At 58.5% G+C, this 13,416-nt stretch carries 9 protein-coding genes; 5 read left to right on the plus strand and 4 right to left on the minus strand.

Translation table 11 applies throughout. The features are described 5' to 3' along the window. Positions 1 to 323 precede the first annotated feature (323 nt). Entirely contained in the window at positions 324 to 6,392 is a 6,069-nt protein-coding gene (locus tag RBB47_RS01465) for an antitoxin (protein WP_305983939.1), read from the minus strand. Positions 6,393 to 6,672: 280 nt separating this feature from the next. Between RBB47_RS01465 and RBB47_RS01470 the strand changes: the two genes are divergently transcribed. From RBB47_RS01470 to RBB47_RS01480, 3 genes are all read left to right on the plus strand, one after another. Beyond that, entirely contained in the window at positions 6,673 to 6,987 is a 315-nt protein-coding gene (locus tag RBB47_RS01470; RefSeq protein WP_305983940.1) for a hypothetical protein, read from the plus strand. Positions 6,988 to 7,238: 251 nt separating this feature from the next. Further along, positions 7,239 to 7,601, plus strand: coding sequence for an Hpt domain-containing protein (locus RBB47_RS01475; RefSeq protein WP_305983941.1), 363 nt, complete (start codon positions 7,239 to 7,241; stop codon positions 7,599 to 7,601). A 117-nt stretch (positions 7,602 to 7,718) separates the two neighbouring features. Continuing rightward, complete coding sequence (locus tag RBB47_RS01480) at positions 7,719 to 8,039, plus strand: 2Fe-2S iron-sulfur cluster-binding protein (protein WP_305983942.1); 321 nt, start codon at positions 7,719 to 7,721, stop codon at positions 8,037 to 8,039. A 64-nt stretch (positions 8,040 to 8,103) separates the two neighbouring features. Here RBB47_RS01480 and RBB47_RS01485 read toward each other — a convergent pair whose 3' ends face one another. Then, positions 8,104 to 9,330, minus strand: a complete 1,227-nt coding sequence (locus RBB47_RS01485; protein WP_305983943.1) for an MFS transporter — start codon at positions 9,328 to 9,330, stop codon at positions 8,104 to 8,106. Between the two features lie 161 nt (positions 9,331 to 9,491). On the opposite strand from RBB47_RS01485, the gene RBB47_RS01490 reads away from it, so the two are divergent. Continuing rightward, a complete protein-coding gene (locus RBB47_RS01490; RefSeq protein WP_305983944.1) occupies positions 9,492 to 10,280 on the plus strand; it encodes a helix-turn-helix domain-containing protein in 789 nt (262 codons plus the stop codon). A 69-nt stretch (positions 10,281 to 10,349) separates the two neighbouring features. Continuing rightward, complete coding sequence (locus RBB47_RS01495; protein ID WP_305983945.1) at positions 10,350 to 10,775, plus strand: universal stress protein; 426 nt, start codon at positions 10,350 to 10,352, stop codon at positions 10,773 to 10,775. Positions 10,776 to 11,068: 293 nt separating this feature from the next. Here RBB47_RS01495 and RBB47_RS01500 read toward each other — a convergent pair whose 3' ends face one another. Beyond that, positions 11,069 to 12,205 (minus strand): hypothetical protein, encoded by a 1,137-nt coding sequence (locus RBB47_RS01500; RefSeq protein WP_305983946.1) that lies wholly within the window; start codon positions 12,203 to 12,205, stop codon positions 11,069 to 11,071. A gap of 25 nt (positions 12,206 to 12,230) precedes the next feature. Beyond that, on the minus strand, positions 12,231 to 13,406 hold the full coding sequence (locus RBB47_RS01505) for a VWA domain-containing protein (protein WP_305983947.1): 1,176 nt from the start codon (positions 13,404 to 13,406) through the stop codon (positions 12,231 to 12,233). Positions 13,407 to 13,416 lie beyond the last annotated feature (10 nt).

Consider the following 13,416-nt stretch of genomic DNA (forward strand, 5'->3'; position numbering starts at 1 on the left):
GGTTCTGTGGGGTGATCCGAGAACGTTAGCCTCGTAATCCCGTCTTGCCGCTTACGCAGCAAACCGGGACGACAAACCCGAGAAACCGTTTCGCGTCCCGTTCTTCCGGCGACCAGAATTATACCTGTTTTTCAAAGACTTGTACTCACTTGTGCTTTCTAAACCGGACGGCCTGGATCACGTCTGGCAATGACGGATCAGCGTGTATCTCTGACCAAGACTAGCACCTGTGCGGTTGCGATCGCTCACTTTGAGCCGATTGAAAGCCTAGGACAAAAAAAGGCGGCCGGTGGCCGCCTTCTCGTGAATTTGTCGCGTCCGTTTTAGTCGAAACGGCCGCTGGCGTGGGCCAGCATGGTGTAGACCTTGCCCGTGTCGGAGGTCAGATAGGTCTGGCCCAGCATGTTGTCACGGTCGTTTCTAGACACTTGTGCAAGCAACTGCTCGAAATCGGTCACGTAACGCTCCACTGCGGTGCGGAACTCCGGATCACGGGAGTACTTCTGACGGATCTCGTCAAATGTCTGCTGACCCTGGAGCGTGTAGAGGCGGCGGGTGAAAACGTTTCGCTCTCCGCCCCGGTAACGGTTCCACAGGTCGATGAAGGTCTCATGATCGATTGCCCTGGCGATATCGACCGACAGTGAGTTGAGGCTTTCAACCGTGTGCAACGGGTTGCGGCCCATGCTGGTGTCTTCACCCGCATCATCCTCGTCCTGTGACGCGCGACGCAGAAGATCCGCGACCCAGCCCTTGCCGGCAGGGTTGCCGCTCTGCGGCTGTGCCGGTTGCTGGCGGCGCGGCTCCACCGGCCGGCCCTGGGCCGGGCGAAGGTCTGCAGACGGTGCCTGATGCACCGACGCCTGCTGTACCGGCGCAAATTGTGCCGGTGCGGGTGTGGACGGTTGCTGCGGGGCAGGGGCCGCGCTTGCGGTTGCCGCCTGCGCCTGCGGGCGGGAAATGTCGAGCGTGTTGGACTGCTTCGCCACGATCTCGGAGAGTTCGGTCAGCGCGCGGATCTGCTCGTTGACCACCTTGCGCAGCGCGGCAGAGCTCTCTTCGGCCTCGTCGGGCAGGTTGAGAACACCCTGTTTCAGCTCGTTGCGGGTTGCTTCCAGTTCGCGGTGGACATCACGGGCAACGTCGCGCATGCGCGTTGCCGCGTCACTGAAGCGTTCCGATGCATCGCTGACCGTTTTGGTCATCTCCGAAATGATGTCGTCCTGAGCAGACCGGATCGCGTCGCGTGCTTTCTGGCCTTCCATGCCGGCCGTGAGACGCATGGATTCGAACTGCTCGGAAACCTGGTTGGAGGCGGCTTCTGCAGCCGCTCCCAGCATGTTGGCCGCATCGCGCGCCCGGTCGTCCGCCGACTCCAGGGTCTCGGAAAGCGTCTGGGTGAAGGACCGCATCAGCGTGTCGACCGCTTCCGTCTTTGCCAAAAGCGTATCGGCGACTTCCTCGATCGCCGTGCGGCGTGCCGCTACACGGCCCTCGACCGACGTGTTGGTGTCTTCCAGGTGACGTGCAGCGCGCGTCAGTTCTTCAGACTGATCACCAAAGCGGTTGGTCAGGTTCATGATGTCGGCAAGCGTCGTTTGCGTGACATCGCGCAGGTTGGACACCTGCTCATCAATGAGCGAGGTGGTCTGGTTGGTTTCCTGAACGGCCCGGTCGACAGCGGAGCGGAACTCGCCGGCGCGGCGGGCAAGGTTGCCTTCCACCTCGGTGAGGTTTTCCCCGGCAGTCGTGACAATGCCCTGCAGGTTGGTGTTCGATTCCTCGACCTTGTTGAGGATGTCGGTGACGTCGGCTTCCAGACGCTGCTTGGTATCGCTGAGGAGCGTCGCTGCCTTGTCGCTGCGCTCGCTGATGCTGGCGATGATGCGGTCGCCCGCTTCCACGAGCGTGCGGGTCGCATCGAGACCGGTGTTTGCAAACGTATCGGTGACATCGCGGCCCTTGACCGTGATGGCGTCGAGGATTGCACCATGGACTTCGGAAAGCCGGCCGGTCAGATCGTTGGCGCGGGCTTCGATCGCATTGATGAGCTCGTTGCCGTCTGTGCCGACAAGTTTGGCCAGTTCGCCGGAGCGGGCACCAAAGGCCTCGTTGAGCTGGGTTGCCTTTTCAAGCAGGTCGTTGGCGACATCATTACCACGCCCGACCAGCAAGTCAGCTGCTTCGGAAACGGCACTGTTGACGCGGGCGCGAACCATGCCGGCTTCGCTCGACATCTGACCGCGGATCTCCTCCAGCGTGTTCGAAAGGGTCGCGCGTGCCTGCTCGCTCTCTGCGGAGAGGTTGCCGGAAATCTCCGCAATTAGGCCGGACAGCTGGTTGCGGACCTTTTCGCTTTCGCCGGTGAGCGAGCCGCTGAATTCGGCAAGCGTTCCAGCATAGAGCGTGCGTGCCTTTTCACTCTCGGCGGCCATTGCTCTGGCTGCATCGCCGACGGCGGCAAGAACAAGATCCCGGATCTTGTTGCTTTCGCCGGAAAGTGCACCGGTTGCCTGTTGCATGGCGTTGCTGACGGTGTCGGCGGCCTTCTGGCTCTCACCGACGAGAACGCCACGTGCTTCGCCAACAGAGCCCAGGACGACCTGGCGCATCCGATCGCTCTCGCCCGTAAGCTTCTCGGTTGCCTGGGTGAGGGCACCATCAACGATTTCAACGGTTTTGGTGCGCTCGTCGGAGAGTGTCTGAACAGCTCCCGTCACCGCTTCCTCAACAACGTCGCGCAGGCGTGTGCTTTCCGTCGAGAGCGTTGCGCCCGCTTCGGAAATCACGGCCGTCAGAATGTCGCGGGCCCGTTCGCTTTCATCAGTAAGCGTACCGGAAATGCTTTCCAGACGGTCATTGAGGATCGATTCAAGCTGCGTGGCGCGGCTGTCGAGCGTTTCTGCGACTTCAAAGACCTTCGCTCCAAGAGAGACATTGATCTCGGCAATGCGCTCGGAGAGGGACTCCGTCAGTTCCTCGCTCTGCTTGCTGAGAACGTTGCCTGCTTCCGACAAGCGGTTGTCGAGAGCGTTGGTCATCTCGTCCTGACCTTCGACGAAGGCCTTGGCGATTTCCTTGGTCCTGGTGATCAGGGTTTCCGAAATCTGCCTTGCACGTGCATCGAGTGTCTCGTCGATGCGATCAGTGCCGCTGGTCATGGAAGCTGACAGCAGTTCCGCCTTTTCGGCCATGGATGCTGCGGCACCGTCAACGCGATCCGACAGGGTCTGACCGATTTCGGACGCCCGGTCTGCAAGCGTGTTGCCTGCGGATTCAATGCGTTGTCCAAGCTGGAGTGTGATCGCGTCGGAGCGGTCGGCCAGCACATCTGTAATGTTGCGGGTCTTTTCCTCCAGCGCATCGCTGATGCCCGTCGTGCGGTTCTCGATGGCATCTGCCAGGATCTGGGTGCGTGCTTCAAGCGTGGCTTCAAATGCCGCCGTGCGCTGATCGAGGGTCAAGTCGAGCGTGTTGATATGGCTGCCGAGCGAGGCATCCATCGTGGTAATGCGCTCGCCGAGGGACCGGTCCATCGTGGACAGACGGTTTTCAAGCGTGGCATCGATCGTGCTGACACGGGCGCCGAGCGACGTATCCATGCTCGCCAGACGGCTCTCCAGCGTCGTGTCCATGTAGGCGATTTTTTCACCGAGGGAGTTGTCCGCTGACATGAACCGGTGCTCGAGCGAGGCATCCATGGTGCTGATGCGATCGGCAAGCGTCGCGTCCATCGTCGTGAACCTGTGCTCAAGCGACGTGTCCATTGTCGCGATACGCTCGCTCAGAGTTGCATCGATGGTGCCGTAGCGCTGGTCGAGGGAAGCGTCCATTGCGGCAATGCGGCCGTCAAGGGAGGCGTCAATCGAGGACAGACGCTCACCAAGCGTGGCATCCATCGTGGAGAGACGGTCGCCAAGCGTGTGATTGATCGTCGAGATACGTTCGCTGAGCGTGGCATCGAATGTCGAAATGCGCTGGTTGAGCGTGGAGTCGATGGCCGCAGTCCGGCTGTCCAGGGAATTGTCCATGGCAGCGATGCGGTCGCCGAGCGTGTTGTCGAGCGTGGAGAGGCGATCACCGAGCGTGGTATCAAACGTTGAAATACGCTCGTTGAGAGTGGAGTCGATTGCCGCTGCCCGGTTGCCCAGGGAGTTGTCCATGGCCGCAATACGGTCCCCGAGCGATGCGTCCATGGCGTCGATGCGCGTCGCGAACGTCGTGTCGAGGGTGGACAGGCGGGAATCGAGCGACTCCGACAGAAGAAGCGTCTTTGTGTCGAATGCATCGACGAGCTGCCCGCCGCGTTCGGAAACGATCGTGTCCAGTTCGGCGAGCCGGCTCGACAGGCCCTCCTGAAGCGCGCCACCGCGGACTTCGAGCGTTTCGGCAATCTGGCTGCTCACCTGATTGATGTTGTTCGCGACCCGGTCGCCGCGGCTGCCGATCAGTTCGGCAAGCTGCGTGCCCGTGTCCGCCAGCTTGTGGGTGAGGGTACCTGTCTGTTCGCCAAGACCGGCGGCAAACTGGCTGGAGACGCTTTCAAGCGTGTTGCGGAAGCCGACCGTCTGTTGCTCCAGCATGGTCGCCATTTCGTTGCTGCGCGCTGTCAGGCGCTCGTCCAGCTCCGTACCATTGATGGAGATGGCGGTGTAAATGCGCTCAGAGATGCTGTCGAGCTTCTCTGCAAGCTCGCCGCCGCGCACGGATATTGTCTGCGTGAGAGAACCTGCCGTCTCGTCGAGCTTGGCGGCAATCTCGCCACCGCGCAGGGACAGGTCGACAACAATGCTCTCGCCGGTGCCGCGCAGGATTTCCGCGACCTCGGTCGAACGGCCGGACAGCGTTTCGACGATTTCCGCTCCACGAATGGAGATCGTGTCGGTAACGGTCTGGCCGCGCTCGGAAATGCTCTCCACGACACGCTTTCCGGTCACCGCAAGCGACTCGTCAAGGCTGGTGACACGGCTGTCGACAGTGGTGACGAGTTCTTCGGTGCGCGAGGTGATCGTATCGATCAGGCGGCCCGAGGTCAGCGACAGGTTGGCGTTGATCTCTTCGCCGCGCTGCGTGATGACGTCCCCGACGGTAATGCCGGTGTTCTCCAGCGTCGCACGGAACTCTTCGGCCTTGTTGCTGAGCGTCGAAATCACGGAAGTGCTTGAAGATGAAAGCGTTTCGTTGATTTCGGTGCCGCGAAGCTCCAGCGTTTCGACGAACGCGCTTGCAGTTTCTGCGAAACGTTCGTTCACTTGGTTGCCGCGCGCGGAAAGGGTTTCCCACATGGTCGAGCCGGTTTCGGCCAGATTATCGACCAGTTCGTGACCCGTCAGGGACAGGCGGGACACATAGTCCTCTGCACGAACGCTCAGATTGTCGACGAGTTCGTTGCCGGAGGCGTTCAGCGTCGCACCGAGGGACTCGATCCTGGAATCCACGGTCGTGGTCAGTTCCTCAACCCGGCTGTTGACGGCGTCGATCATGCGCTGGGTCGACTGGTCGACCGTGCTGCCCAGGTCTCCGGAAGTTTCAGCAAGCTGGGCGGAATACTTCTCGTGCGCGCCCGCGATGGTTTCGCGAACTCTTTCCGCATTGATCACGATGGATTCGCGCTGGCTGACCAGTTCCTCAATCAGGGCGCGGATCTTGAGTTCATTGTCGTTGTAGGACCGCTCGAGCGAAGATACCTCATTGTGCACAAGGACTTCGAGCTCGCTGGCGCGCGCGATCGCGCGTTCGATCCCGTCGCCCATCGCGGCAACTTCGCGGCGGATGGCCTGGCCGACGCTGAGAATGGATTCCTTGGCCATGTCCTCCGGTTCTGCGAGGCGCAGGGCAACTTCCGTCATGCCGCGGGCGACGATGCGCATTTCCTGCGCGCGCCAGATCATCATGGCCATGACGAAGAAGAAAATGATCGGGACGAGAATTCCGACGGCTGCGAGGATCATTTCCGGCGAGGAGAAAAGAGCCTGCGGATCGCTCAGCGACGCCATCTTCTCGGAGAAGGCGGACATGAAAAGGCTGATGCCAAGTGCAGCCCAGACCGCGCTCAGTGCGAGCGCTCCCCAGAACGGGGCCGAGGACGGCCGGCGCTGAAGGGCATAGATCAGGTTTCCGATGTTGCGGCGATCGTCATTGGCCGCAGGCGGGCGGTTGTTGCGTCCGCGCCTGCGGGAGGAGCGCTGCTCTTCACGCGGCGGAGCACTTTGCTTGGCGGGTTTGGACTTCTTCGCCGGCTCGGCGTCAGCTTCTGTCGCCACACTTGCTTCAGGTGCCGGTTCTTCGGCAGGGATATTTGCATCAGGACCGCCGAAATCGAGTTTCAACGCTTCTTCAACTGCTGACAGTGCCGCTTCCGCCGGATCTTTAGCCTTTGTCGGATTTGCCATTCTAGGATCGCCTCACGTCCGTACTCATTACTTACCGGTAAGTCTTGCCAGCTGCGACGTGCAGCTGCATTCCAAAGTCACCGGATGCGCCAGTTTGCGGTTGCCGCTGGACTCTCGGTTCCGCAAAACTTGTTTCTCGGGAAGGGCCGCCGCTGACCGACCGTCTTTATTTCGCTAGACGGTTCACTACCCACCTTGCCGCATCACCAACTGTAATGGCACAATCTCTCCTAACGAACAAGAAACAGCAATGGCGTGAATCACTTAGGGGGCGGTTTCGATGCCGAAATCGGAGAAAAATGACGTAGCGGAAGCTGGCCGACAAAGTGGTGAGCCGGCGGCGTTGAAAATCGGAAATCTGACCGCTGCGCAAAAGCGCTGGCTGAAAAGGGGATTGGATCAGCCGGGTGGAAAATTAGCTTTGTTCGACGAAAATGGACGCGAGATTTCAGCTCGGACAATTCGCGCCTGTATCGACGCAGGCTGGGCAGAGCCTTGGTTTTCCAACCCAATCAAGCCTGACTGGCTTGTCTGCAAGCTGACCCCGGCGGCGATCAAGACCCTTACCGCAAGTCAAAAGCGGAAAAAAAGTTAACGACAACACCTGACAATGAAACGCGTCCGCTTGTCGGAAACGGCGGAAAGACAAGGATTTTTTGAAACGAGTTTTCGACGCCGCCAAAGCGCGCGTTAACCAAAAATTCAATTTTTTGGGGACATTCGCCCGATACGGACGATTCTTCGACCGGTTTAACCGGGCATTTCACCTCTTCAGCGCACAGTTTTGTCATCGTAAGCCTGCGGCAAGGTGCCGGCGGGCGAGAGTTGAGTAGCGCGGAGGCCCAAATGGTCCCTTCTTCGATGGCCCGCGTCAGCGGCCACTGCCGTCCGGAAGCACCGATCGATCTTGTGCAGCTGGCAACAAGCACGCTTGGCAATCGCGACCTGGAAGTTCAGGTTCTTCATCTTTTCAAGTCACAGTCGAGTTCAACACTTGAACGGCTTGCTCAGGAGACCGACACCTCTGTGAGGCTTGATCTGGTCCACACGCTCAAAGGTTCGGCCCGGGCGATCGGCGCAGCGCGGGTCGCTGAGGTCTGCGAGAACCTGGAAGGGCGGATGAAGCAGACGTCATCTGCAGCGACCGAGGGACTTGAAGCGGCAGTCGACGAGACCAACAGCTATATCAAGGACCTGCTCGAAGGCTGACGGATTGTCACAATCGAGCCAGAATTTCTTTCGAAAGCGGCAGGGTCCTTGACCTTTGCGGTGGAATCTTTATGTCGGTTCAGCTGAAACCTGAATTTCGAGGCTTGGACGCGACTGATGCCGAAAATCACATTTGTTAGTTTTGATGGAAACCAGACCGAGGTCGATGCTGCCGAAGGCACGACGGTGATGGAGAATGCTATCAAGAATATGGTCCAGGGCATCGAAGCTGAGTGCGGCGGTGCGTGTGCTTGCGCGACATGTCATGTCTATGTCGACGATGCCTGGACCGAAAAGACCGGTACGGCCGAGCCGATGGAAGAAGACATGCTCGATTTCGCCTATGACGTGAAACCGACTTCGCGCTTGTCGTGCCAGATCAAGGTGACCCCCGAGCTGGACGGCCTGGTCGTTCATGTACCGGAGCGCCAAGCCTGAGCATTGCGCGCCTGATCGTAAGAAAAAACCGCCGGAAAACCGGCGGTTTTTGAGTCGTTGAACGTTACTCGGCCGCTTGTGGGGCTGGTTTTCGGAACCAGACATCGACTTCGCGGCCTTCTTCCGGATCGCTCGGGATCAACGATGCCAGCACGAGGCTGACAGCCGCCATGGCTGCGCCGGCGAGGAAGACGGCGGCCGGGGAAATCAGCCATACGAAGCCAAACAGCACAGGAATGAAGACTGCAGCAATGTGGTTGATCGTGAAGGCGACACCCGCAGTCGGCGCAATATCCTTGGGATCGGCGATTTTCTGGAAATAGGTCTTCATGGCGATCGCGACTGCAAAGAATGCGTGATCGACCACATAAAGCGCGGCGGCGACCCAGGGCGTCGTGACGAACGCATAAGCGACGAAAACCCCGATCAGACCGATATATTCGAAGATCAGCGCCTTGCGTTCTCCGAACCGCACGATCAGCTGGCCGATCTTTGGAGCCAGGATCATGCTGAAGACGCCGTTGACGAGGAAGAGCCCCGCTATTTCGTGAACGTCATAGCCGAAGCGTTCGACCATCAGGAACCCTGCAAAAACCATGAAGATCTGCCGGCGGGCACCGCCCATGAATGTCAACGCGTAGTACAGCCAGTAGCGCCGCCTCAGGATCAGTTTCTTGTGCTGCGGCACGCCTTCCCTGAAATGCGGGAAGGCCATCATCAGGAATGCAAGCACGACGAGCGTCAGTCCGCCGGCGATCGCAAAAACCAGGGTGAAAGACAGGTCGAAGGTTTTCCAGGCAACAAATATGAGACCGTAGGCAATCAGTGAGGCAAAAGAGCCAACAGAGATAATCTTGCCCATTGTGGCAGCGGCAGTCGCTTTCGGAAGCCACTGCAGCGACAGCGACTGAGCCATGGTCTCGTAGTAGTGAAATCCGATCGACATGATCAGCGTGGTGACGTAAAAGCCGATCGCCGTCGGAAAGTAACCCGTGACAGCGACACCGACGCCAAGAAGCAGCAGCGAAACATAGGCAAGTGTCTGCTCGCGCATGACCAGCAGCAGATAAACTGCCAGAAAGCTCAGGAAACCGGGAATTTCCCGGATCGATTGCTGGATGCCGATCTCGCGTCCGGTGAAGTCGAGTTCCTGGACGGCGAAATTGTTCATCAGGTTCCACCAGGCAGCAAAAGAAAGCTGCATGGCACCGGCCATGATCATCAGGAGAACTGCAGGCGAGCGCCAGCCCCTCACTTCGTCGGGGTGTGCGCTTTGGGTGAAATATGTCATTGCAAATCCGTTGCTACGAAGCGCGTCCTTTGAAATCCATTTTGCTTCTAATGCCGATCGGGTCTTGCGTGTTAGCGCTGTTTTGTCATGATATGTTTCCGAAACGCCAGAATTTGATGCGCTAGTGCAGATTTCCTGCCTTAAACAATACGGCTGATGTCATGTCCATTCATCCTGAACTGTCGGAGTTACCGACAAAGACCATTTCTGCGCCGATCATAGGTTACGCCAAGTCGCAGTCACGCGGGACGCTCAACGAATGGCATGCACATGATGAAGGCCAGCTCTTTCATGTCGTGAAAGGGTCGCTGGCTATCGATACGGAACATGGAACGTTCTTTGCCCCACCGGAGCGGGCTGTCTGGCTTCCCTCACATGTCGCTCACCAGACCCGTTATCTGACCGACACCGATCTCAGGTATGTCTACGTCCAGATCGAGCACGCGAGCGACCTGCCGAGCACCCCACAGGTTATCCAGGTCACGACATTGCTGAGATCGCTCATTCTGGAGTTCATGTCCTATCCGCGCGCCGAAACCGAAAAGGGGCCGGCCGCTCGGATCGCCGCAGTCATTCTCGACCAGCTCAAGATGCTTCCTGCGGCACCGCTGGAACTGCCGATGCCGCAGGATGCGCGGCTCAGATCGCTTTGTGAGGGCGTCGTGCGGTGCCCGGCGCACATACCCCCATTGGGCGAAGCTGCTCGCCAATGCGCCGTTTCCGTAAGGTCGTTCGAGCGGAAGATGAAAGCCGAGACGGGTCTCAGTTACCGCACGTGGTGCCGCCAGGTGAAACTCTTCCGCGCGCTCGAGTTGCTGGCGTCTGGCCGTACGGTCTCGGACGTGTCGCACAAACTCGGATACGAAGGCCCAAGCGCATTCGTGGCCACGTTCAAGAAGGCCTTCGGAGTTACACCCGGCCGATATTTCGGGGCGGCTGAAGCGGATTGATCTGGCTCATGGCAGGTGCTGGCCCAAATCGCCAAGAGTTGCGTTTAGAAACATCTTGGAGAAAGAGCCATGTTCAAGAAAATCCTCGTTCCTGTTGATCCTGCGGAGTCGGGATTTGCAGCTGACGCCCTGTCGAAGGCATCGCAACTTGCCCGGGACTATGGCGCCAAGATCCACCTCCTGGCGGTTTGCCCGGAAGTGCAGAGTTTTGTGTCGAGCCAGTTGCCTGATGGCTGGCAACAGCGTGAAATCGACGAAACGGGCGTCATTCTCGACAAGATTGCTGCCGAGCTCGACGTGCCCGATGGAGCGATCGATATCGAGGTCCGGATGGGCAGTGTCTACCACGAAGTGATCGAGGAAGCGGAGCGGTCAGGGTGTGACCTTGTTCTGATGACATCGCACAAGCCGGGCCTGTCCACTTATTTCATCGGTTCCAATGCCGCGCATATCGTGCGCCACGCGCCGTGCTCCGTCCTGGTCTTGCGAGATTAGGGTCCGGACTCATAAATGAAGTCGATTTGGTTTGGATCGTTTTGACCAGCGGCAAGGAGCGAAAGTGCAGGAAATGTGGTTCATTTTCAAACCTTTCGCGACGAAGCAGATGGTCAAAAAGACCAAATCCGAAGGACGGCAAAATGGCTTCACCTCGCAGCGTCAACGCGCTTGACCGGGCATAAAGCCCGCTCTTCACACGCTTCCTCGCGAGATTTTGCCATTTCTGCCGCCAAATCGGCTTCATTAATGGGTCCGTACCCTAGGGTCCGTACCCTTGCAAACGTCTTGTCTCAGCCCTTCCGTGTGAGCAGCATTTCAACGGCCAGATAGCGGAAGGGATAGAGATCCGGATTGGTTTTCAGGATCTCTTGTGAGTGCGCATAGACGCGCTCGACCAGGGTTTGCCTGTCGGGTGTTTCGGGAAGTGCATTCCTCAAGACGGCTTCGGTGAACGCTCTGAAGAAATTGACATAATCCCTCGCATAGCGCTCCAGGTCGCCGTCTTTTTGGTACTGTTCGACAAACGGAACGGCGACCTCGTAGTCGCGGGATTCTTCAAGATCGAAAAGGCCCGCCGACCCGAACCGGTCGTCTGAGACAGGTTCGGTCAATTCCTTCAGGCGCCGCATGTAGACCGGCTGATAATAGCGCTCGTAAGTTTCCCGCGAGATTTCGCCGGATTCAACGAAAGCCAGCACCGCGTCGTTCAACAGATCGTAGATGCCGTCGCAGGTGCGCGCATCGTCTGTGGCGCCGAAGACCTGAACCAGCAGCTTTCCACCCGGCACAAGTTCCCTGGCCCGGACTTTCAGAAAGGTTTCGAGGTCGCGTTTGGCCTGATCTGCGAACGCTTCCTTGTCGGCTTCAGCAACGTAACCGTTGTTTCGCGCCGCGCTTGGGCCATTCGGAAAAATGTACCCCGGAAGCGATTTGAGAGGCCTTTTGGACAAAAACGCAATGGCATTGAAGGTCATGGCGAGATGAACGCTTTCGTCCGGGCGAAGCTGATCGTACATGGATCCGCCAACCGCAGACGAAAAGACGCGATCGCTGCCAAAAACCGACTTTGCGTTGGGGCGCAGGTTCAAAAACAGTGTTGAAAAATCGTTGGTCGGAATGTCGGAGTGCACGGTCTGAACCGGCAGGGATGTGCGGGGAAGGAGGGTCTTCAGCGCCTGTGCCATCGCGGTGACCGAGTTGCGGCCCTCCGAGCAACCGTAGTCGGCAAGCGTGATGACGCCGTCCGCAGGCAGCGGCAGCGTCGCGGCTGCAATGTCGAGTGTCGGCAGAACGGCGGATATCGCATTCCATTGCGTCTGAGAATTCGCGTCGTAAAAGCCATGACCGGTCATGCCCGTCGTCGTGGCGTGGCTGTCCGGATCCAGATCGGGGCTCTTGCCGTCAGGCCTTTGGGGATCTGAAGTCATGATCGCATCACGTTTGCGAAAATCGTCACCGTGCGAGTTCCTTCATGGCTTCGGTCAGGCCCTCGACTGTCATCGGGAACATGCGGCCTTCCATCAGCTCGTTCAACATTTCGATGGAGTGGGTGTAATTCCAATGCTCCTCGCGGACCGGATTGAGCCAGACGGCGCTTTTGTAGAGCGCGGTGATGCGCTGCATCCAGGCGGCGCCGGCTTCCTCGTTCCAGTGTTCAACCGATCCGCCGGGATAAGCGATCTCGTAAGGGCTCATCGAAGCGTCGCCGACAAAGATGATCTTGTAGTCAGAGGGGTATTTGTGCAGCACATCCATCGTGTCGATACGCTCACTGTGTCGGCGCCGGTTCTCCTTCCAGACATATTCATAAAGGCAGTTGTGGAAGTAGAAATGCTCCATCACCTTGAATTCGGACCTGGCGGCGGAAAACAGCTCCTCGCACACACGGATGTGGTCGTCCATCGACCCGCCGATATCGAAGAAGAGCAATACTTTTACAGCGTTGTGACGCTCGGGCCGCATTTTGATGTCGAGCAGCCCCTTGTGCGCGGTTGCGCGGATCGTGTCATCAAGATCGAGCTCCTCGGCTGCGCCAGTACGCGCGAAATTGCGCAGTCGCTTCAGCGCGACCTGAATGTTGCGCGTGCCGAGCAGCTGTGTGTCATCGAGATCCTTGAACTCGCGCTTGTCCCAGACCTTTACCGCGCGGCGGTGCCGGCTTTCCTTCTGGCCGATGCGTACACCTTCCGGGTTGTAGCCATAGGCACCGAATGGAGATGTCCCTGCTGTGCCGATCCACTTGTTGCCGCCCTGGTGGCGTTTTTCCTGTTCTTTCAGCCGTTCTCGCAGCGTTTCCATGAGCTTTTCGAAGCCGCCCAGGGCTTCAATCTGTGCTTTTTCTTCTTCGCTCAGGTGTTTTTCCGCCAGTTTGCGCAGCCAGTCTTCAGGAATTTCGGTGGCCGGTACCTCGCTCATGAGATCCAGGCCCTTGAAGACGTGGCCGAACACCCGGTCGAACTTGTCGAGGTTGCTTTCGTCCTTCACCAGGGAGAGGCGGGCGAGATAATAGAAATCCTCAACGCTCCGCTCCGCAAGGTCCTTCTCCACCGCTTCCATAAGCGTCAGGTATTCTCTTAGCGAAACCGGAATACCGGCGGATTTTAGTTCGGAGAAGAAGCTGATGAACATGGCATGAAAC

It is taken from the genome of Roseibium sp. MMSF_3544 (assembly GCF_030732845.1).
Lineage (GTDB): Bacteria > Pseudomonadota > Alphaproteobacteria > Rhizobiales > Stappiaceae > Roseibium.

Bases quoted from the DNA above. Each gene is read 5' to 3' on its own strand.
- RBB47_RS01465 (WP_305983939.1), bottom strand. From the start codon at position 6,392: ATGGCAAATCCGACAAAGGCTAAAGATCCGGCGGAAGCGGCACTGTCA.
- RBB47_RS01470 (WP_305983940.1), top strand. From the start codon at position 6,673: ATGCCGAAATCGGAGAAAAATGACGTAGCGGAAGCTGGCCGACAAAGT.
- RBB47_RS01475 (WP_305983941.1), top strand. From the start codon at position 7,239: ATGGTCCCTTCTTCGATGGCCCGCGTCAGCGGCCACTGCCGTCCGGAA.
- RBB47_RS01480 (WP_305983942.1), top strand. From the start codon at position 7,719: ATGCCGAAAATCACATTTGTTAGTTTTGATGGAAACCAGACCGAGGTC.
- RBB47_RS01485 (WP_305983943.1), bottom strand. From the start codon at position 9,330: ATGACATATTTCACCCAAAGCGCACACCCCGACGAAGTGAGGGGCTGG.
- RBB47_RS01490 (WP_305983944.1), top strand. From the start codon at position 9,492: ATGTCCATTCATCCTGAACTGTCGGAGTTACCGACAAAGACCATTTCT.
- RBB47_RS01495 (WP_305983945.1), top strand. From the start codon at position 10,350: ATGTTCAAGAAAATCCTCGTTCCTGTTGATCCTGCGGAGTCGGGATTT.
- RBB47_RS01500 (WP_305983946.1), bottom strand. From the start codon at position 12,205: ATGACTTCAGATCCCCAAAGGCCTGACGGCAAGAGCCCCGATCTGGAT.
- RBB47_RS01505 (WP_305983947.1), bottom strand. From the start codon at position 13,406: ATGTTCATCAGCTTCTTCTCCGAACTAAAATCCGCCGGTATTCCGGTT.